The sequence below is a fragment of the Paenibacillus sp. PAMC 26794 genome, from assembly GCF_000316035.1.
GTDB lineage: Bacteria > Bacillota > Bacilli > Paenibacillales > Paenibacillaceae > Paenibacillus.
Window position 1 is genome coordinate 41,781 of record NZ_ANHX01000050.1, and the last position, 21,179, is coordinate 62,959.

General features: G+C 43.8%; 16 protein-coding genes and 1 CRISPR repeat array. Of the genes, 2 read left to right on the forward strand and 14 right to left on the reverse strand.

The window, feature by feature from the left end; genetic code table 11:
* Nucleotides 1–2: 2 nt before the first annotated feature.
* Genes D829_RS0118140 through D829_RS0118160 form a run of 5 tightly spaced genes read right to left on the reverse strand, consistent with a single transcriptional unit; the run spans nt 3 to nt 4,992 of the window.
* The gene (locus D829_RS0118140) at nt 3–1,841 is read right to left on the reverse strand and encodes a sensor histidine kinase (RefSeq protein ID WP_017690341.1); all 1,839 of its coding nucleotides are present in this window, start codon (nt 1,839–1,841) and stop codon (nt 3–5) included.
* Nucleotides 1,838–2,875, reverse strand: a complete 1,038-nt coding sequence (locus tag D829_RS0118145) for a response regulator (RefSeq protein ID WP_017690342.1) — start codon at nt 2,873–2,875, stop codon at nt 1,838–1,840. The genes D829_RS0118140 and D829_RS0118145 overlap by 4 nt, the downstream gene beginning before the upstream one ends.
* Before the next feature lie 42 nt (nt 2,876–2,917).
* On the reverse strand, nt 2,918–3,796 hold the full coding sequence (locus D829_RS0118150) for a carbohydrate ABC transporter permease (protein WP_017690343.1): 879 nt from the start codon (nt 3,794–3,796) through the stop codon (nt 2,918–2,920).
* A 12-nt stretch (nt 3,797–3,808) separates the two neighbouring features.
* Nucleotides 3,809–4,726 (reverse strand): ABC transporter permease subunit, encoded by a 918-nt coding sequence (locus D829_RS0118155; RefSeq protein ID WP_026081265.1) that lies wholly within the window; start codon nt 4,724–4,726, stop codon nt 3,809–3,811.
* A gap of 56 nt (nt 4,727–4,782) precedes the next feature.
* Nucleotides 4,783–4,992: a tautomerase family protein gene (locus tag D829_RS0118160; protein ID WP_017690345.1), complete on the reverse strand. Its 210-nt coding sequence runs from the start codon at nt 4,990–4,992 to the stop codon at nt 4,783–4,785.
* Between the two features lie 582 nt (nt 4,993–5,574).
* On the opposite strand from D829_RS0118160, the gene D829_RS0118165 reads away from it, so the two are divergent.
* Nucleotides 5,575–7,311: a HAMP domain-containing methyl-accepting chemotaxis protein gene (locus tag D829_RS0118165; RefSeq protein ID WP_026081266.1), complete on the forward strand. Its 1,737-nt coding sequence runs from the start codon at nt 5,575–5,577 to the stop codon at nt 7,309–7,311.
* 259 nt (nt 7,312–7,570) lie between these two features.
* Nucleotides 7,571–8,686: direct repeats of the CRISPR family, unit length 33 nt; unit sequence ATTTCAATCCACGCACTCCATACAGAGTGCGAC.
* A gap of 193 nt (nt 8,687–8,879) precedes the next feature.
* Here D829_RS0118165 and cas2 read toward each other — a convergent pair.
* The 9 genes from cas2 to D829_RS0118225 form a co-directional block, all read right to left on the reverse strand.
* A complete protein-coding gene (gene cas2, locus D829_RS0118170; RefSeq protein WP_026081267.1) occupies nt 8,880–9,170 on the reverse strand; it encodes a CRISPR-associated endonuclease Cas2 in 291 nt (96 codons plus the stop codon).
* Between the two features lie 9 nt (nt 9,171–9,179).
* A complete protein-coding gene (cas1c, locus tag D829_RS0118175) occupies nt 9,180–10,211 on the reverse strand; it encodes a type I-C CRISPR-associated endonuclease Cas1c (RefSeq protein ID WP_017690348.1) in 1,032 nt (343 codons plus the stop codon).
* On the reverse strand, nt 10,208–10,867 hold the full coding sequence (cas4, locus tag D829_RS0118180) for a CRISPR-associated protein Cas4 (protein ID WP_017690349.1): 660 nt from the start codon (nt 10,865–10,867) through the stop codon (nt 10,208–10,210). Before cas4 ends, cas1c begins: the two co-directional genes overlap by 4 nt.
* Nucleotides 10,854–11,723, reverse strand: a complete 870-nt coding sequence (cas7c, locus tag D829_RS0118185) for a type I-C CRISPR-associated protein Cas7/Csd2 (protein ID WP_017690350.1) — start codon at nt 11,721–11,723, stop codon at nt 10,854–10,856. Before cas7c ends, cas4 begins: the two co-directional genes overlap by 14 nt.
* Entirely contained in the window at nt 11,724–13,652 is a 1,929-nt protein-coding gene (gene cas8c / locus D829_RS0118190; RefSeq protein ID WP_017690351.1) for a type I-C CRISPR-associated protein Cas8c/Csd1, read from the reverse strand.
* Nucleotides 13,649–14,371, reverse strand: coding sequence for a type I-C CRISPR-associated protein Cas5c (cas5c, locus tag D829_RS0118195; RefSeq protein ID WP_026081268.1), 723 nt, complete (start codon nt 14,369–14,371; stop codon nt 13,649–13,651). The genes cas8c and cas5c overlap by 4 nt, the downstream gene beginning before the upstream one ends.
* A gap of 77 nt (nt 14,372–14,448) precedes the next feature.
* The gene (locus D829_RS0118200; protein WP_017690353.1) at nt 14,449–16,905 is read right to left on the reverse strand and encodes a CRISPR-associated helicase/endonuclease Cas3; all 2,457 of its coding nucleotides are present in this window, start codon (nt 16,903–16,905) and stop codon (nt 14,449–14,451) included.
* A 618-nt stretch (nt 16,906–17,523) separates the two neighbouring features.
* The gene (locus D829_RS31430) at nt 17,524–18,315 is read right to left on the reverse strand and encodes a hypothetical protein (protein WP_017690356.1); all 792 of its coding nucleotides are present in this window, start codon (nt 18,313–18,315) and stop codon (nt 17,524–17,526) included.
* Between the two features lie 842 nt (nt 18,316–19,157).
* Nucleotides 19,158–19,508, reverse strand: a complete 351-nt coding sequence (locus D829_RS0118225; protein WP_017690358.1) for a hypothetical protein — start codon at nt 19,506–19,508, stop codon at nt 19,158–19,160.
* A 365-nt stretch (nt 19,509–19,873) separates the two neighbouring features.
* Between D829_RS0118225 and D829_RS0118230 the strand changes: the two genes are divergently transcribed.
* Complete coding sequence (locus tag D829_RS0118230) at nt 19,874–20,083, forward strand: helix-turn-helix domain-containing protein (RefSeq protein WP_017690359.1); 210 nt, start codon at nt 19,874–19,876, stop codon at nt 20,081–20,083.
* The last annotated feature ends 1,096 nt before the right edge of the window (nt 20,084–21,179 follow it).

A 21,179-nucleotide genomic window follows, 5' to 3' on the forward strand; every position in this document is an offset into this window, starting at 1 on the left:
AATTAAATTCGCTTGCTGTGCTGGTCCGCCGGAAGCGCCATCGTAATGGTCGTTCCCAAGCCTTCCTCACTCTCCATCATCAAGCCGTACGTCTCTCCAAATACGAGCTGAATCCGGCGATGTACATTCATAAGTCCGATGCCACCACGATGATAAACATCATCGGTGTCTTCACCTGCCAGACGGTTCAGTTCCAGACGGCGACACAGCTTCTCCAGACGTGAATTGCTCATGCCCATGCCATTATCCTGGACAATGACAAGAAATCGATCTTCCAGACGCCGAGCATCGATGCGGATAAAATGACCCGGTTCCATGCCCCGTGGAAACGCATGTTGCAGCACATTTTCCACCAGGGGCTGGAGTGTGAGACGAACCATTTTTTCCAACAACAGATCCGGTGCAATGATGACCTCAACTTCAAGCTCCCGATCCATGCGATGTTTCATGATGGAAAGGTAGGCCAGCACATGCTTCAGCTCATTGGCAACCGTAATTTCCTCCAGATTGGTCTGAATGGAATAACGGAGCATATGAGCCATCGATTCAACCATCTGCGTAATTTCTTCGGAATCCTGTACAACGGCATAACATTTGATCGTCTCCAGGGTGTTGTAGAGAAAATGCGGATTGATCTGCAACTGGAGCGCCTGAAATTCCGCACGGTGTCGTTCCAACGCCTCCTGTTGTAGCTCAATTTCCGACTTCTGGCGGCGCAGCTCCGACTCGTATACACTCTCGATCATGTCCGACAAACGGCTGACCATCAGATTATAGCTGCGAATCAGCACTCCGATCTCATCGCGCCTTTCCTTCATCTCCACCTTGTTCCAGATTCCCTTCTCCGTCTGTCTCATTCCGTTCATCAGCACACGAATGGGTTCTACTTGAGATGCTCCGATCCGGTAGGCCACCACAAGCGCAGCGAGCAAGGTCCCTGCACCAACCCATAATGTAGCTGAGCGTATCGTTGCAATCGGCCTTTGAAGCTCCGACAGCGGCACGGAAGCAACAAAGCGCCAGCCTGAATAGGCAGATAGCTCCGATATAAACAGACGTTTGGTGCCATCCGTGTTCTGTTCCAGTGACCCTGCCTCCATATGCATAAGTCTGTCCACGGTGCTGGACGACATCACGGTCTGCGCCTCCTCGTCCCCAGGAGTGTAAATAACATTTCCATTCTGATCCATCACATACTGATATCCCCCTTGACCGAGATCGAGTTCTCCCCAGATGTTGTCAAGCTCCAGCACATTCACTTCCATCGCCAGCACTCCGTTTGGTGTATAGGAGGATACCCCCCTGATCCGGCGCGCAATCGTAATGACGTTTGCGTTCTGTCCACTGCGAATACTGCGGGTGAGCAAAGTCGATTTGCCATTCGCAGGGGTTGCAGCGAGCAACTGCTTATACTGCTGTGCAGCATCGATATCGGGTATGCCCGCTGAATTTTGGTTGTCATCGATGACAACCCGCCCGTTCTCCCCGATAACATACAGGAACTTGATCTGTGGATATAACATAAAAACAGGCGGGAACACGTTCCTTTTAATCTGACGGCTATACTCGTAATAGGCATAACTATCCTCCGAACTCATATCGAGAAAGTGCTTCACACTTCCATTTGAGAGGATGGAGTAGGTTGCACGATCATAATTTTGCAAATACAGATCGGTCTGGTACGCCGTATTACGCATCGTTTGGGCGATGTTGTCCGCCAGCTGATCGTTCATCTCAGTCGAGGCATAGGTATAGGTAAACAAGCCAATAGCGGACAGGGACAACGTAATGACGATGGCAAAATGAAAGAACAGGCGGATCGACAGGCTGCGCTTCATCATTCAATGCCCAACTTGCTGCGGTATTCGGACGGGGTCAGTCCGGTAATTTTCTTGAATGTCTTGGTAAAATGGGGATGATCCGCATACCCCACTTCGTAGGATATATCCGTAATCCGGTTGCCCGGCTGTTCCAGCATGCGTTTGGCCAGTTCCATTTTGCTGCGTATACGGTATTGGATAAAGGTCTGACCTGTCGTCTGCTTGAACAGTTGGCTGAAGTAGGACGGGTTCAGTCCCAGCTTGGAAGCAATCTCGTCCAGTGACACTTCGCGGCGCAAATGCTTCTCCAAGTAAGCCTTTGCTTCTTCCACCGGATGCTTGCGCTTGCCGCTGCGCTTTTCCTTGATCCTATTCATCAACGTCTGGATTTCGTTGCCCAGAGCCTCGAAGCACTCCTTTGAGGAAGCGCTTACAACTATCGCACTAGACGTACTCATCGTTCCGTTTCCCCGTGCATTCATTCGGGCCACAATCAATTCCAGCAACTCTTGAAAAAGCTCCGCTGTCTGCTCAGGCATCAGGGCATATGCCGGATAACGATTCGACCATGCTGCGAGCAGCTCCGTCACATCGGATTGCCTTAACTCCCATATAGCCTCTTCCAGACGCATCGCCCAATCATTTAACTCCCTCACGGGCACAAGGGATACCGTAGGTTTATCCTCTTCTGAGGCCAGCAATTTGAGCAGCAGTTCATGAAGCTCCTGTCGTCCCACTGGCTTGAGCAGATATCGCTTTACCCCATAATCCATACAGGCTCTTGCATATTCAAAGTCTGAATAACCGGAGACCACAATAATGCGCATCGTACTTCCTTGCTCGGATAAACGTCGGCACAACTCAATGCCATCCATCGTTGGCATGCGAATATCTGTAAACAGGATGTGTGGCCGAAAGTCCTTCACCACCTGAAGGGCCTCTTCCCCATGCGCCGCCTGCCGGATCTCACAATCGAACAGTCCTGCTTGCTCAATCATCTTCGCCAGACCCATCCGAATCATCGGTTCATCGTCCGTAATCAAGATTCTGAACATCGCCATTCCCCCGTTTCCGTCAGATCTGTATGCTGCTTGTAGTTAAGATTTGACGGAGCCGACCATGATTCCTTTTACAAAATGCTTTTGCAGGAAAGGGTAAATGATAATGATTGGCAAGGTGGCGATGATGATGGTCGCCATTTTGATGCCTTCCGGCGATGTATGTGCAAGGGTGCTATAGACGGCAGAACCCGGATCGACGGAAATATCGTCACTCTCAAACAACTTCTTCAGTGTTACCTGGATCGGCCACCAGGCCGGATCGTTCAGATAATAAAGCGCGGTGGAATACGCATTCCAGTGGCCCACCGCATAGAAAATGCCGAGTGATGCCATCGCCGGTTTGGACAATGGAATAACGATACGCCAGATGATGCCAAACTCCCCACAGCCATCGATGCGGGCGGCGTCGATCAGTTCACCCGGCAGCTGTGAGAAGAACGAGCGCATGACGAAAAAGTTAAAGGCGTTAATCGCTCCAGGCACAATCAGCACCAGTGGATTGTTGACCAGATGCAGCTCCTTCATCAGGATAAAGTTCGGAATGAGCGGTGCCGAGAATACAACGGTTATCAGGACAAACATGACAACAAGAGAGCGACCCTTGTACTCTGGACGGGACACGGGATACGCGAGTGATGCCGTTGCGGCGAGATTGACCAGCGTACCCACTAACGTTACCCCAACCGATACCGCAAAGGCCCGCCAGAAGGCAGCATCGCCGAATACATATTCGTAATTGATCAAGGTAAAAGCTACAGGCCAGAAGCTAACCTTTCCGCCCATGATCGCTTCCGAGCTGCTAAGTGACTGGGCCAGTACATTAATGAAAGGCAGAATCATCGTTAACGAGAGCAGCGTAAGAAAAACGAGATTTCCAATGCGAAATATACGGTAACGGACACTGGGGGTACGCATCCATCTCGCCTCCTAATACAGGCTTTCGCCGGTTGTTTTTTTGCTAAAGAAGTTGCCGAGTAGAATAAGCATCAAGCCCACGACCGACTTGAACAACCCGATGGCTGTTGTATAGCTGTATTGCTGTGAGAGAAGCCCGGCTTTGTAGATGTACGTATCGAGAATCTCGCCAGACTCCAGATTGAGCGGATTCAGGAATACAAACACACGCTCAAAGCCCAGATCAAGGAACTTCCCGATGTGCAGTAGCAACAAAATCATAATCGTTGGCAGCAAGCATGGCAGAGTAATAGACCATATTTGCTTCAAACGTCCGGCTCCATCTACCTCAGCCGCCTCATACAGATCGGGATTGATGCCCGCAATGGCAGCCAGGAAAATAATCGTGCCGTACCCGGAGTCGCGCCAGATCCCGGAACCGATCAGAATGGAACGAATGTACGAGTCTTCTCCAAGGAAGTAGATCGGTTGCATGCCCAGAAATCCAAGTGCCTTGTTGACCACCCCGGCATCCATCGAGAAAATACCCATGAAGATACCGCTAATGACGACCCAGGACAGAAAGTGAGGCATGTATACAATCGTTTGCAGCAAACGCTTAAACACAATCATCCGTACTTCATTCAGCAGAATCGCCAGTAAGATCGGTACCGGGAATGCAATCACCAGATCATATAATCCAAGCAGAAGTGTGTTATTAAGGATTCTTAAAAAATCATAATGGCTGAACATCTTCTGGAAATGCTCCAGACCTACCCAATCACTTCCGGTGATGCCTTTGAAAATGTTGTAGTTCTGAAAAGCAATGACCGAACCGAATAAAGGTACATATTTGAAGAGGAAAAAATACAGAATACCCGGTACCGAGAGAAGATAAAGTATTCGGTATCGCCACAGATAACGTCCCGTCTCTCCAAGCCGAGCGCCCAGACCAGACGAGTTAAGTGTGGCTGCTCCCCGGCTTGGCGGCAAGATGTCCGCCGGCTTCACGTCTTCTTCCCTCCTTGCTTCTGTGATGGCATGCTTCTCAAGTTATCAGGAACGTTCTCGTCCCAAGGGATTTCATTGAACTCGATGGAGATGTAATCCGGCTCCCGGTCGATAATACGTGAGAGCTCGCGTGTGAACACCTCCACGATCTCCTGCTTTTGCTCATCCGTCCTGCCTTCATACAGCCTGATCGTAATTTCTGGCATCCGATTTAAGCTCCCTTCATTACGTGATGTAAACGCTTTAACAACTTCATCTTAGCGTTCCTGCGGAAGGGCAACAATGGACTGTCTTTTCATTCACTTGTGTTTTCTTTAGGTCATGACAAGTAAGCCCAAAAAGCCCGCTTACGAATGGGGACCTCTTAGAACATCTTATTTTTTGAATATATAGTAATTAATTTCATCTATTTCACTAGAACCTTGCATTAATAAACGTAATAATAAAGAAACAAAACGAAAAACACGTCCACGGAACCGGTACCTTAGAACTATTTTTGTTCATAAAGCTAATATTAATATGACTTTATAACGATATACTTTAGGAAGTAGCTTACCTGGGGGTCCTATAAGCGAAGTAGAAATTGAAGCAACGTAGGAAGTACCCTGAACCAATGAGAGAATGTCATGTAACAACAGCAGAATCCAGAATTATAGAAGTTGCACGATATCGATTCACTAGACATTCGTTAGATTACATAGCGTATAGCCTCCCCATCCAGGTATAGTACATTTTCACAATCGTAGAAGGAGTGAACCATCTTGTTTAATAAGCTTCGCTGGAGTACCATGCCTTTCTTCATCAAAAATTTGGTGATTTCATTCGGTAGCATCATGTTGATCGGTGTAATCCTGATTACTGCCGCGTATCAATTGCAAAAAAACATCTTGGTTGAACAGTTGCACGACCAAGCTACCGTCATCACCCAGAAATGGTATGATGATCTCGACACTGCCAAAGTGGCAGAAGCGGCCAAGGAAAAAAGCTACTCCGGTCCTGTACAAAAGGAAATGAAAGCTTATCTCGATTCCATCCATGAATTCTATCCAAACATCGCGCAAGCGTACATTTTCGGTTCAGAACTTGAGCAAGGAAACGGAACGTCCATCATCGCGATCCCAACGAATCTGTTAGAACCATTCGAGGAAGGTAATCTGCCCGCAGGTGCCATGTACCCGCTGCCTCAGAATAACGTCGTAGTGCTGGAACAGATGAAAAAGGACGGAAAACCTGCCTTCAGTGATTTCTACACAGATGAGTACGGAACCTGGACTACTCTGATCTATCCGATTAATAACGCAGATGGCTCCATGTACGCTGCTCTTTACTTCGATGTAGATGCAAGTGCCGTTCCAAAAGGCCTGAACAAACTGCTTACGTACGGTTTGATGTTCCTGATCGGTTTCCTGATCCTGTTCATGGTGTTGCAATTCATTTTGCTGAAAAGAACGTTGCTTCCGATCCGCAATCTGATGAAAGGTATCGAAGAAGTCAGCACGGGTAATCTGGACGTAACCATCGATACCGGGCGAGATGATCTGGGTATCATCAACGAGAAGTTTAATGCGATGATCCATCGCTTCAATACAACCATCTATAAAGTACAGAATGCTTCACATCACCTCTCGGAATCTTCCAAACAACTACTGGGCATTTCCGAGAAAAATAATGTGAACATTCAATCCATCAGCACCAATATTCGGGAAATATCCACTGGACTGGTGTCACAAGACAAAGCCACTGTGGAGAATGCACGTGCCATGACAGAGATGTCAACGGTAGTGCAGACGATCGCCAGCAGTTCAGCCGATGTGGCAGATGAAGCACTCAGCATGGAGCAACGCTCCAGCACGGGTAATGTGGTGATGCAACAAGTTATTGAACAGATGCGCCTGATCTCCGGTGCGGTGCAAAATACGTCAAACTCGATTCAGTCTTTGGAGAATAACTCGAACGAGATCAGCAACATTGTTAACGTGATTACGGAGATTGCCGGACAAACTAACTTGCTTGCACTTAACGCTTCAATCGAGGCAGCCCGCGCAGGTGAAGAAGGAAGAGGTTTTGCGGTGGTTGCAGGTGAGGTACGTAACCTTGCAGAGCAATCTCAGGAATCAGCGAAGCAAATTCGACAGTTAATTGAAGAAATTCAACGGGATATCATGCAGTCTTCCGAAGCGATGCAGTTGGGTTCCAAGGAAGTTACCAAAGGCTTGGAAGTTACCCAAGAGACTGGTGTATTCTTCGAGAATATTCTGACTGCTACGAATAAAGTTGCAAACCAGATTCAGGATATCTCCAGTTCTACTGAAGAGATCTCGGCAAGCACACAAGAAATGTCTGCTACGGCCGATGAACTGTCTGCCAATGTCAGCAAGGCAGCAAGCAGCAGTAAACAAATTGAGCAGTCAATTGATGAGCAGGAAGCCTCCATGGCAGCCATTGTGAGTGCCTCCGATGAGCTCTCGGTTGTATCCGAGCAACTGCAAGAACTGATCTCATTCTTTAAAGTACGCGCAGAATAGAATTAATAGGATACCGTAAAACACCAGGGCTTATGAGTGATTTAACTCGAAGCCCTGGTGTTTTTTTAATGAAGCTTCATTTTTTGGTGCATATATAATCCTCTTGTTCTCTTCACCAAAGCCGAGTTAAAAAGTGAGGGGTACACATAAAAAAAATCCCTGTCTTATTCTTCGCTTTTGGGTATACCTCATCGTGTGAATTCATTAGTGGTATTAGGAGCACAGTTAGATAACGAAGCCGTGCTCTATCTCTTCCCCAATTTCAATTCACGCACTCCATACAGAGTGCGACTTATCTCCATCACCCAATACGATTGCCGGTCTGTTATTTCAATCCACACACTCCATACAGAGTGCAACGTCCAACTTACCCATGAGCATCCGCTTGTTATCATTTCAATCCACGCACTCTATACAGAGTGCGACGAAATGTACATCGTAGAGAACGTACCGGGCATGAAATTTCAATCCACGCACTCCATACAGAGTGCGACACGCGGTACTCCGTGCCGTCTTCGGCAATGACGGATTTCAATCCACGCACTCCATACAGAGTGCGACTGTTCCCATGGCGGATTACTCAATAGTGAATTCTATTTCAATCCACGCACTCCATACAGAGTGCGACGTGTTGCACCCATCCCCACATCACGAATACAACATTTCAATCCACGCACTCCATACAGAGTGCGACTGTTTTCCAACTTTTTAGCTCCATCACCCATTTTTATTTCAATCCACGCACTCCATACAGAGTGCGACGGGATGACAAATTCAGTTGGGTGGTTGGTATTATATATTTCAATCCACGCACTCCATACAGAGTGCGACGTAAAACTCATGGCGTATTGAAACACTTGGTTAAATTTCAATCCACGCACTCCATACAGAGTGCGACAACATGGAGATATGGTCAGAGCCGTATTACAATCAGATTTCAATCCACGCACTCCATACAGAGTGCGACCCGAGACACAATTACAACGAGAACGAGCAGACTATATTTCAATCCACGCACTCCATACAGAGTGCGACTTTACAGAATTTCTTAGTAAGGTTTTTAGCAACAAAGAATTTCAATCCACGCACTCCATACAGAGTGCGACGTAAAGACTAGTTCTAGTCAACTGCGAATAGACTAATTTCAATCCACGCACTCCATACAGAGTGCGACCACTGTGCTGAATCCTAAACGGGATTCAGTATCATTTCAATCCACGCACTCCATACAGAGTGCGACATCGCCGGAGTAAGACGCATTGGCTTGTATTCATATTTCAATCCACGCACTCCATACAGAGTGCGACGCAGAAAATCTGAAGAAGTGTCAGAAAATATTCCTATTTCAATCCACGCACTCCATACAGAGTGCGACAGCGAAAAGTGACGTAATAACTATGCTTGAAGAATAACTATTAACGTATTTTCGATAGTTCTACTTCTTTAAAACGGTTATCACAAATTTCCGATCATAAATCATTGCCAAAAGGTCACAATAAAGACCTTTTCGACAAATTCCGAGGTGCGAATCCCCCAGGGAAATCATGTGAGCTTGGCATTCGCACCTGCTAAAGTATTAACGGATCACCCATATCATAGGAATCTTTGGCACCCACATGTTGAACTTTACTTTTGTAATTATCACCTAAGTTATAGAATCGGAGACTATCTGTATCCTTATCAATCAACTCTTCCAGTTCGAATCTTAATCGTCTAAACTGGGCAGCATCCAGTATACATTCAAACACCGAGTTCTGCACTCGCTGACCGTGATCCACACACTTTTTTGCCACTTTAGATAGTCTTCTTCGGCCTTCACTATCTATCGTGCTCACATCATACGTAATCAAAATAAGCAATCATCACACCTACTTCCACAGAAACGGAGGATACTCATCCAGATCCCCACGTATATATCTTGCCAGTAGTAACGCTTGAGTGTATGGTACAAGCCCCCAAGGTATTTTTTCATTCAAATACGGATGCATAATCTTTTCCTGTTTACGATCTTGCCACGCTTTTAGCACTTTCTTTCGTGTCTCATCATCCATAATCACTGCGAGATTTTCTTTCACATAAAAACCTTTATCGTTAACTACCTTCTTATTAATGAGAGAAAGTACAAATCGGTCTGCGTACACTCCTCGAAGTTCCTCCATCATATCCAGTGCAAGTGAAGCTCTGCCAGGACGATCCCGATGCAAAAAACCAACGTATGCATCAAGTCCGACAGATTCAAGTGCAGACTTCATATCATTAGCGAGTAAGGTATAAGCAAATGATAATAGTGCATTCACTTTATCCAGCGGAGGACGTCGGCTACGTCCATAAAAATAAAACGATTCCTTTTGCTGTAGAATCAGATCATCGAACACAGAGTTATATTGCACGGCAGCCGATCCTTCCAATCCGCGCAATATATCCAATTGCTCCACCTCGCGCAACAGCTTCATCGTTTCGCCTAGCGACTCCGTAACTTTCTTGATTCGTTCCGTGTCGATACGTAGTGCATAATCCCGTGTGGCTCGTTCCAGAATCCACTTGTTGTTGTACAACTTGCCTGTAATCATATTACGAGCAACCCGCGCACTACGCACCTCATCGTCCGAGATACGATACTGTTCTTTGCGAAGAACCACATTTCCTCGATCCTCACCAATCACCCGTGCGAGGAATCGCCCCGTTCGTGTCATAAATGTCAAACTAACATTGCGTGACGCACAAGCCCCCATCAGTGCTGGACTTACTCCAGCATAGCCAAAGGTACAAACGGCCTCCAAATTATGTAGCGGATAGCGAGCAAGAATTTCTTCCTCCTGCTTCACCACAATGTTTTCCCCATCCAGTCCAAGGTATGTATCGGGTAATGTTACAAATAAGGTGTTCAGCAGCTTTTTCATTCATTCAACCTGCTTTCGATGTAACTTGAAACGGAGCGTTTGTTCAAGATATCAGGCACACATATATTGTTCAAAGAACAACTTAGGCAGTGTGGTCCTGCTTTGGCTTTGGGTGTATGGTTCCGTTCAAAATAATGTCTCATCTCTTGAATACTTGCCTTCACTCGTTCCCGATCTGCCGCAGTAATTATGACTTCAACCCTATGTTTGATCTCATCATAATAAAAATAGGCCTTGGGAATATCACATACGAGCATTTCTTCGAGACATATGACTTGTGCTACCAATTGGGAGTGATCCGAATCATTTCGTTTGGGCTTGCCGCGTTTGTATTCAACAGGATAAGGAAGGTATAACCCTTCCTCTCCCGCAAGTGGAACTCCAGATGGATCACGAATGAATTCAACCACATCACAGATGCCTGTGATCCCAAGTTCTCTCGATTGTACCGGAAGTGCACGAACCACTAGTTTATCGCCTCGTTTTTCACGAAGCGCTGGCTGATCTGCCTTTCGATGCAAATGATCTCCTTCAATGGTACGCACATTGTCTTCCCACTGCTGTTCGATATGAATTAATGCCCACTGCCTTCTGCAAAAGTTAAAATGCTGAATCCCCGAAAGCAGCAGATAATCCTCTTCGTTATAGTCCTTCATATTCTTGGACTGCCAAGCCTTCCAGCGGCACCACTGTATAATTATAATCATCGTAGGACTTTGCTTCTGCTACGCCTGGCTTCAATTCAATTTGCAGAGAACGATGTACTTTCGCAGATGAATACTGCCCCATTTTGGAGCTATGTTCCCACCAATATAACTGGTGAACCTCCATGCTACCATCAGGACGGGCCGAGGACGTATCATTCTCGAATAAGGTTCTCAGTGATTCACGAATTTTCTCCGCGTCTTCATATGTAAATCCGGTCTTCTCTGCCAGTTGCGTGTTGATACTTCCATAAAAAACATAAACTCCAAAATCTACGCGGTGTTTCATGCCCATCGTGTCTGAACCTTTTTTGTCTGGATCTTTAGCTGTTGTGACAGAGTTAACACTCTTCGTAATCTGCATGCTTGAGATGTCAATCCGATCCAAACTAACCGCTGTATGAATCGATACCGGACCCCGAATCCCCACAGATACATCTGTGCCGCTAAAAGCAAATACCTGTCCAAAGCTGCGTACGTCAATCCAGGACTGACAAGCGGCTTCTGCATACATATCCTTATTTGCCTTTTTACCTTTGGCATGCTCTTGTACATTCTCATTGGCATCGACACGATCTTTAATGGAACGGTGAGCATCATTCCGTTTTTCATCGGATTGCACCAGAATGGACTCTCCCATATCCTGAAGGCGGTTACGAATTTTACGCTTTATACATACATCCGAGATTTCTCCTAAGCCATCGTAGTTCTGACGAGGACGGTTTCCATTCAATGGATCACCATTCGGGTTGGCATTACGAACAGACAGTACAACAGCAAAATCGATTTTGTGATCAAGTGTACTCATTTAGTTATCCCCTTGTTCGTTCAATTGGTTTTCATCGTCTTTATCAAGTGTAGCTGCGGCTTCTTTATCTTTCCTACTTGTATATAAATCGTTACGCTGACTGTAGAAGCCTAGTAAGTATAATCCCGTAAGTGGCTTGTCTGTAAAATCTTCCAACTGTAGTTTATCTCCAACTTCATCCAGCAACGAATTATAATATCTGGCACCCGTCCCCATCCGCGCTTGATAAGGTTGGAGATTAGATTGAATAATGCTCCAAGTTCTGCCTGGTCGTTGTGCAAAGGCGTTCATATATCGAATGGCATTTGTCGCTCGTTTTTCCTCTTTACCCAGAGCACTTCTCTCTAATACATCTGCAATGGCAAGCATTCTGCCAAATACGTAGCTACGATCCGTTGTTTCTGTATTCAGACTCACTCCATACCCCTCCTTCTTATTAACAAGTGCGCAAGTAATGCTCAGTGTTTTCTCCCACTCCCAATTTTCCATGCCTACCGGGTTGGATGCACGTTGGATAGAACTGCGAACGATATCCAGCGGAATGGGTCGCTCATCTATGATACATGGGAGCATTCGCTCCATTAATCCCTTAACTACCTTGTCACTGGCTCGTGGACCATAGGCTGCAAATGCAATGTCTTTGGTCGCAGGCGCCCCAACAAACGAGACGGGTTTGTCATTTTTATTTTTCCGATAACGATGTAACCAATAACAGCTCTCATGCCAAGCTAATATTCGATCCAAATACTCGTTCTGATCTAAACTCCGATAATACATAATCGACATTCGCCCTGGTGTGGCCGCATCCAGTGTCATCAAAGTCACTTCATGTTTAGAGTTATACTCCCCATCGTATCGGTAACCGCCAATCGCCTTCCTGATTTGCAAAGCAAACTCCTTATGAGTTGTGTCCCTGCCAGCAAATGCTTCCTCATCATCCTCATCCCACAAGCTAAATGCATCTTCTTGAGGTTCTGGCATATCCAGACTTGTGCTTCCCCACACCAGAAACACTTTGCCATCAATGGTGGTTCCTTGTCGATCAATGAGCCACTTCAGAGCGTTATGCCCTTTCTGTGAAGCTTCGTAGCTTACTACAGCTGCGTCACGACTGGTACGAAAACGCCCCCGATACGTAAATCCACTAGAGTCGTTAGCTGAGATCAACTTGGACTTATCCCCTGAGTGACGTATGCGAGAAGCATGTTTATCAGCAACTGGTAGGTAATCACCTGTCACGAAACAGATATCCTTGTCCTGCAAACTCATCTCGTAAAAATGGATAAAAGACTGCTGTACCGAAGCATCCCGCCATAATCTGGATTCGGGTTCTCCTGGAATATCTACAGCAAATCGAACAAATGCCCCACTCTGATCTGCTGCGATGACATTGAAGATGTCAGGCTTTTTCCCTTCCTGGTCGCCAGGCCCTGCGATCCACTTCTCCAGCAGCTTACCTTGGCTATCCACATGAAGTATGCCTCTGTTCACTAAATCAGCGATGAGTGTACCTTTGCTGACATAGTGAAGTACACTCTGTACTCTAGGGTGACTAAAGGGAGATTCGCACCAAGCCTTCAGTTGGTTTAAATAATCCTGATATGGTGTTCCCTTGACCTCTCCGCAGAACTGAGTGTAATCTCCTGCAACATAGGATAACTTGTCAAAAAGCGGATACGGTACGGGTGCACTCGTTCGGCTTGCGGAAGCTTCGGTGCAAGGAATAATCGTACTGCCATCATTCTTTTCTACCACTTTGGCATTTACGATATCTCCTTTTCCATTCAGATGAACTTCAATATGGGCGGTCTGTGTTGTGTGCGAGATTGGAATCAGAGCGTATTCCTTGCCGTTTTTCTTCATTTCAAATTGTCCGACAACCTTAGCGTGATCATCATACGTTCTGCTTAAATTGGCAAGCCAACTCATTCACTCACCTCATTTCCAAACCATTCTGAATGAAGATCATCTACAGATTGCATATTCCCTGCATCGAATATTTTAGCTGTACCTTCTCCCACTTTGCGCACCAATGTGCATTCATCCGGACGGATAAATTGAATGACACCATGCTGCATTTTCGCTTTCCACAGACGAACCTCTCGCTCATTGCTTCCTGTTTCATCCGGGTAACTGATTCCATGCAACATCGTGCCAAAATCAAGCTCACCTATACGATCATAGAAACTGTCATCTTCACCAAACTGGCACGGTTCAACGTACCCCTGACATTCACGGGTCCCCAGAAAGATATCTCTTCGTCCCCCAACCTGAACTGCTCGTTTGGCGATATTGTGATGTTTATGTTCGTTCTGGTCATGTATCAAATCTTCACGATGCGGATTAAATATAAAATGAGCCTTCACCTGATAACGCACATCTCTTAGATAGGTGTAATAGGCCAGTGTGTTGCCCCCGCTATATTCAATCGGACGCATACCCTTTGATTCGGTCTGAATTGGATTCATAATACGGACTTCATCTACAATCCAGGTCAGCGTTGGCTTCCAGTAAATAGATTCAACAATCCCTTTGAGGGCTTGGTATGTAGGAATCTGATAAGAGAATTTTTCTCCGCCCAACTTGGTCAGTGGATCGGTGAATAGCGCATATTTTCCCGAAACCTCAAATACGATTTGATTTCTCAACATTTCAGCTCCTTTCTATGGGGTATAGGAGGGAGAAACATGTATCATGAATCTCCCAGATGTAATGAATCAAATGATCAGATCATCATAGGTTCCCAAGCACCTTCACCCTTAGATTCCACGCCGAAATCATCGGAATATGCTGGTTCTCTCAATGCAAGAACATGCCCATGTAAAAGAGGTCTCACATCTCCATTTTTCTCCAATGCACGGAGTTCATGGTCGTAGATATTCACCGTATACTGCTGAGCCTTGCGTAATAACTGACTCATTTCACCAGGTTCAATTGCTCCATTCAAGTCCAGAATCAATTCTTTTCCTTCTTCACCATAAGGAACAATTACGAGCGTGGCGTTCGTGGATATGGCTTCGAAATACTTCTCTGCCGTAGCGATCGCATAATGATTCACAACCTCTGGCCTACAATCATGCTTCTTCTTATAGGCATCCACGTAATAACGATTACGGTCCATCAGATCAAACAAGTTCTGTTCAAGCTTAGGAATGGGGTAATGCATTTTGTCTCCAATATCGTTAAAATAATATTCGAAATAACGGGACATTGCCTTTGAAGATAACAAGTCATCGCCGAGCGAACCCGGGTCATCCTCGAATTCCTGTAGCACACGTTCCGTTTTCTCGGCACCAATTTGAATCTCAGGCAGATTCGTTAATACCTCATCCGATGAGCGAATGATGTACACATTACGAACCTTATCTTTCCCATGCCGGTTACATCGTCCAGCCGCTTGAGCAATCGAGTCCAAACCAGCCAAGGAACGAACCACGCAATCAAAGCTGATATTCACACCCGCCTCAATAAGCTGTGTACTCACACAGATGATTCGTTCACCCTTTGCCAATCTCGGAATAACGCCATATTCCCCGGATAAAACCTCTTTGCGATGTGCTGCACACATATTGGTGCTCAGATGAACCACCTGTACGCCACTCTCTCTCAGCCATTCCACCTCATTTAACTGTTCAAACAGTTTACGGACCGCTGTTTTCGTGTTCAAAATGACCAGCACACTGTCCACTTCCCTCATCTGTTCCTGGACAAAAGAAGATACTTCCTCTGCACCCCAGCCCGAAGGTGATTCCCGCGTAAGGTCCTGTAAATCAACTCGTTTGAAGCTTCGTCCGACCTCATCTAAATTCTGAATAATCTCCGGCTGCTTGGAGAAATGTAGCTTGTGCTTCACAAAATCCAATGCAGGCTGAGTAGCCGTACAGAGCAACAGGCTGGATCGCCCAATCACATGCAGGAAATTCAGTGCAGCATTAAAGAGGGAGATACAATGAACGGGAACCGACTGCACTTCATCAAATACAATGACTGCATTGGAAAGCTGGTGTAATCTGCGGACATTTCGGGTTCCTTTGGCATAAAAGGTGTTCAAAAACTGAACCATGGTCGTAAAAATAATCGGCCGATCCCAATGATCACGGGCAAGCTTGAGATTCTTTTTGCGCAAATCCAGGGTTTCCCCTTCGTCGCCCTCATGGCGTTCGTCATCCTTGTCATCCACCACGTTGGAATGATGTTCCAAAATCATGTCATCGTTCTTCAAGATATTGCGGATCTCAGCCGCATTTTGTTCAATGATGGTGGTGTACGGAACGATATATATAATCCGTTGTTTATTATGTTCAATGGCATGTCTTAGCGCATAGCGCATACTGGCAAGCGTTTTCCCCCCGCCTGTTGGTATGGAAAGGGTGTACACTCCTGATGGACGATACGCAAATTGTTCGCATTGCCGGGACATTTCACGTCGCAATCGATTAATGGGTGTGTCTACTATACTGCTGTGCTCAAGCTTGCTTAAATGTTGAGATAGTAATTCATAGCTTTGTAGAAAAAAAGACTTGTAATCTATTTCTTCTGCTAAAGTTTCATTTTCTTCAAATCGCCTTGTATTCGTACGATCTGCGTCGATCAGACAGCTAAACATATATTTGATAAGCAGTGCTCCTGCAATCGGCGGAAGTTTATGCTCTTTGATGATCTGTATGTATCCTTGAAGCTCTTGGGTTGCTTGCTTAAACATATGGTCGAGTTGACCTGGGAGATTGTGTTTGAAAAATTCTTCTTTTGCTTGCTCATATTGATCTATCTGCCTTGAAATGACTCGCTCCATATAAGGTGAAGTTTTATCAGGTGATATGTAGTCTCTTAGACCCTGATGATGTGAGATAATACAATTAGCAATCCACTCCGTTGTGTACTTTGACTCAAGCGTTGTGCCACTTCCATGGTAAAGGCTGTGCAACAGCTTGCCACCAGCAGTCGAATGATCAACTGAACCTTTGCGAGGAGGGGCATCCGGGTTTGCGACAGCTTCCTGAATGTAGTTTCGAAAAAGATCTGTATTTTTGCCCATATCATGCAGAAGGCCAGCAATGCCTGCCAAATATTTAACACCGATCTTCTCTCCAGCCTGCTCCGCTCCTTGCTTAACCTCTACTAAGTGATCCTGAACGGTTTGTATTCTTCCATCCTTTTGACAGATATGCGCAATATAGGTCACACCACTTCACCTCCACTGAATTTCATGACATTAATCCCAGATCCATAGGCAAAAAGACTCACATTGTAAATTTCGACACCAAAATACATTTCCCTTCTATAAACCCTGTATTTTTAGAATATTATGTAATTTGTTATGAAGGCAGTAATACTTTTGCAGCTAAGTCAAAACAGTATTCAAATCAAATATAAAAAAACTCACCTCATGCTACAGATTAGTGTAGATGATGGTAAGTCTTTTGACTTGTGATTGCCACTTTATTGCATTTGTATAGATTGCGACCACAGTGGGCACCAATCAACCTACCTAGGAAGGAAATTTCAATCCACGCACTCGTATAAAGTGCGACAGCAGAAAGTAACGCATAAATGTTTTTACTCCTGAGTTAATCCTAAATCGTGGCATACAACAAAAATACCCCATAGAGAAACATTTTTAAAGTGTCTACTCTTTAGGGTATAGTTTATACTTTGGACAGATTTTCTGTATTCAGTAGATTATTTAAAAATTAATGACCAACGCCATGATTAAATAACTGCATTATACTCTCAATTGGGAGTACTGCTAACGTTGCCAAAACAATTGAATACACCATATTTAGAGCATTTCTTTTCTTCATCATAACATCCCCTCTAAGATAGATTTGTAAGTGTTAATCTGTGCATGTGTAGCCTGCTCTCTGATTTTTTCAAAAAAGGCTACATATTTTATCTTATTCTGATTAATTTTAGGAGATATTGCCAAACAATTCAGTAAGATGTCGATTGCATCGGAGTCATTACCATTTCGGCTATAGTACATCGCCAACTCAAAACTAAATTTTAGATAATAAGAAACATCAATATCAGTCATTATGGTAGTATCACTAATCAAACGATGTTTTTCAAATAGATACTCAAACTCCTGAATAGGTAAATTATTTAAACGATTGGCTTCAAGGAGAGTTAATATTCCAGACATGATCTCACCTTTTGACTTTTGAATGTAAGCTACGTATTCATCAAGCTTTGTAGCATTACCCTCAAGTAAATCCAAAACCATTAAATTGATCTTGGCTATATCGCTATAAAATTCAATTTCATTAAGTGTCTCTTGATTAGTCAATTTAATCCACTGAAAATCACTATATTGTAATACGCATTCCCTAGCTTTATCAAACTCTAGTAGTTTTTGATACGCTATTCCTTGCATCAAACGACTGTATCCAATGTAATATACTATTGCCCGTTGCGTATGTATTTCAACGATGTCCTGTTCCTTAGTCAACATTTGTAAATTATATATACGAAGTGATTCTTCATAAAGTGTTTCACCTAACTTAACGACCTCTCTCCAGTTGTCAAGACCATAAGCTATTCTGAGAAGTGTCACAGTCGAGTCTAATCCGTATCCATCATAATACCTCGACATACCCTTCCTCCTTATTTTACAATTAATAACATTATATTGATTTTTCTACCATAGGTCAAATCTATTGTTTAACAAAAAGATCTTAAAATATGCTGCATTTAATAGCACATTTCAGTTTTCAGTATTTTTTCTATACTTAATATTTTTTATTTCTCTGAAATAGAAAAGTCCTACCCACTTATCCATGCTTAGCATGAGATGAGAAAGGTAAGACTTTTTTAGGGATTCGATTTGCATTCCATACGGAGTGCGATCAGACACCCGTACCTGTAACAATGCTACTACAAAGATTTCATTCCACGTACTTACACAGAGTGCGACTGAACACATAACCCATAAAAGCGCTTGGATTATTTCAATCCACGCACTCGTATAGAGTGCGACCCAACGCTGTGCAGCTCGCTTCGCAGGCTTGTCGTATTTCAATTCACGCACTCATTTAGAGTGCGACATTAGCGAATAGCTCACCCCACCGGGGATAACAGAGATTTCAATCCACGCACTCATATAGAGTGCGACAGCAGAAAGTAACGTATAGTCGTTTCAAAAAAGATGTTTTTAACGTTATTCTGTCATTTAGTAAATGACAATAAATTCATCTTAATACAAATAATCCAGTAATAACTCAATCGACAATTTTCTAGGTGCGAATCTCCTAGAGATTTTATGTGAGCTTAACATTCGTACCATTAAATAGAGCTATTTACAGGTCTAATCTTTGTTACTTTAGAAATTTTATTTTCATATATCGACATCTAAAGAACCAAAGACAATATTCAATGTATTTGATCTCATTCTATAATGCTACTATGACCATCGTATCATAATATAATATCATTTTCTTATTGAAATCGATCAAGCTTCAAGTTCATATCAACACGTTCTGGAGTCCACAAAAGGACATCCGTGAGAAATGTCAAAGCATCCATTCCGCACAATCTATCCACGATTGACTCTATCAGTTCTTTTACATTTCCTTGGGGGTGCTCAGCAAGAATTATTCCTCCGGTATCTCCATTAATATATAAGTGATCTACGTGAGCAACTTTGTGCACATGCCGTAGCCATAGTGAACCTTCGTCAAGGAAAAAGATATAACTTTCATTCATCACATATCCTTGGTAAATATAAAAATCCTGAACGTCGTCAAAAGGACCTATCACTACAGAAGCTAATTCAATACGATCTGACATATTCAGGAACACCTCTTTTCATTAGATCGTTATCAAAATCTCATATTTCTGCAACTTACTAGATTAGTATAATTAGATGTTTGTTACGTACAGCCTCAGCAAATGCCTCACAATTTTCTAGTATATCTACTTAAATCAAAAATCATTTTTCATGCATAGTAATCCTTCATTCTGAGATATCGCCTCCATATTACAAAATAAATAACTTCTTTATAATGAACTAAAAGTTCGATTTGTTATACATATAGTATAACAAGTTGGTTTTTTATTCAATACTAATTTATACAAAAAGTACGACTTCTTGTATTTATAGTCCATATTCAATAAAATACACGTATATACACAATTTTTCTTGGAGGTTAATGATGGCATTAAAACCTAGCTATAAACCAATGGAGATAACCCTAATTAAAAAGGACAAGAATAAAACTTACCTGCGTACTCAACTAGGTATTTCACCTTCTACTCTAGCCAAAATGTCTAATGGAGAGTTTGTTGCACTAAGTGTGATTGCGCGTATTTGCGAAGACCTACAATGTCGTATTGAAGAAGTTGTTGAATTTATAGAGGAGTAAATTTAAGCGGATATCTCAAATCTATACGATGCGAGAGACTTTTCTTTTTAGTGAATTTGAAAAAAGGAGTTTTGTTTGTGCAGATTTACTTTATAGAAGTTAACTTGCCTACATTTCACTTTGATCTACGATATTTAAAACCACAACCGATGCTCCTTTCCAATAAGATAATTTGATGTTCATGCTACACGAGTTCCAATAATTACTTTTTGAAAAATGGTAATTTATATTATTCTGATTTAGCACATATAATATCATTTCTTATAACTTTTGAATAAAAGATCCTCTCTTAATTCCATTAAGGTTCAATGTTCCCCAAAATCGGGCGTCCAGTAATCTAAAAAGACAAGCTCACATCTATCACCTCGAAAATAATAGATGGTCTATCTATACTGTGTACCAGAATTTTTGAACCCACTAATTCTTTTAAAAAATATACATGAAACTCTACACCAACAGCGCTGAATATAAGTACCAAGTTCAGGTACATCCATTGTCTCCTCCAATTTCAATACATGCACTTTGATTCCAGCAACGCACTCCATATAAAGTGTGACACTTCCCCGAACCACTTCCTGAAATCATTAAGAGTAACTCAATCCATGCGCGCCATACGGAGTGCGACGAGTGCACACGTATCCAGTATCGCAATCCCCGTTCATTTCAATCCGCGTACTCCATACAGAGTGCGACGCCGGGACAGAAGCTGGTGATCCCGAAATGAGTACATTTCAATCCACGCCACTCCATACAGAGTGCGACCATATCTTGTATATCCTCCTATTTTGGGAGACCATTTCAATCCACGCACTACATACGGAGTGCGACTGCATCAGACAACATCCTCGCTGCCACATGTCTCTATCTCAATCCACGCACTCCATACGGAGTGCGACGGCGTACAGCCATTCAATCAGTTACTCTTCCGGAAATTTCAATCCACGCACTTCATACGGAGTGCGACCTAGAGAGCTTGATGTACATAGAGATACGTACATATTTCAATCCACGCACTCCATACGGAGTGCGACATATTCCGGCCCGTTCCTTTATCGGCACCGGGAAATTTCAATCCACGCACTCCATACGGAGTGCG

Excerpts from the sequence above, each read along its gene's own strand:
- cas8c (WP_017690351.1), bottom strand. The coding sequence starts at position 13,652 with ATGAGTTGGCTTGCCAATTTAAGCAGAACGTATGATGATCACGCTAAG.
- cas7c (WP_017690350.1), bottom strand. The coding sequence starts at position 11,723 with ATGAGTACACTTGATCACAAAATCGATTTTGCTGTTGTACTGTCTGTT.
- D829_RS0118150 (WP_017690343.1), bottom strand. The coding sequence starts at position 3,796 with ATGCGTACCCCCAGTGTCCGTTACCGTATATTTCGCATTGGAAATCTC.
- D829_RS0118145 (WP_017690342.1), bottom strand. The coding sequence starts at position 2,875 with ATGTTCAGAATCTTGATTACGGACGATGAACCGATGATTCGGATGGGT.
- cas4 (WP_017690349.1), bottom strand. The coding sequence starts at position 10,867 with ATGAAGGACTATAACGAAGAGGATTATCTGCTGCTTTCGGGGATTCAG.
- D829_RS0118140 (WP_017690341.1), bottom strand. The coding sequence starts at position 1,841 with ATGATGAAGCGCAGCCTGTCGATCCGCCTGTTCTTTCATTTTGCCATC.
- cas1c (WP_017690348.1), bottom strand. The coding sequence starts at position 10,211 with ATGAAAAAGCTGCTGAACACCTTATTTGTAACATTACCCGATACATAC.
- D829_RS0118230 (WP_017690359.1), top strand. The coding sequence starts at position 19,874 with ATGGCATTAAAACCTAGCTATAAACCAATGGAGATAACCCTAATTAAA.
- D829_RS0118225 (WP_017690358.1), bottom strand. The coding sequence starts at position 19,508 with ATGTCAGATCGTATTGAATTAGCTTCTGTAGTGATAGGTCCTTTTGAC.
- D829_RS31430 (WP_017690356.1), bottom strand. The coding sequence starts at position 18,315 with ATGTCGAGGTATTATGATGGATACGGATTAGACTCGACTGTGACACTT.
- D829_RS0118160 (WP_017690345.1), bottom strand. The coding sequence starts at position 4,992 with ATGCCAGAAATTACGATCAGGCTGTATGAAGGCAGGACGGATGAGCAA.
- D829_RS0118165 (WP_026081266.1), top strand. The coding sequence starts at position 5,575 with ATGCCTTTCTTCATCAAAAATTTGGTGATTTCATTCGGTAGCATCATG.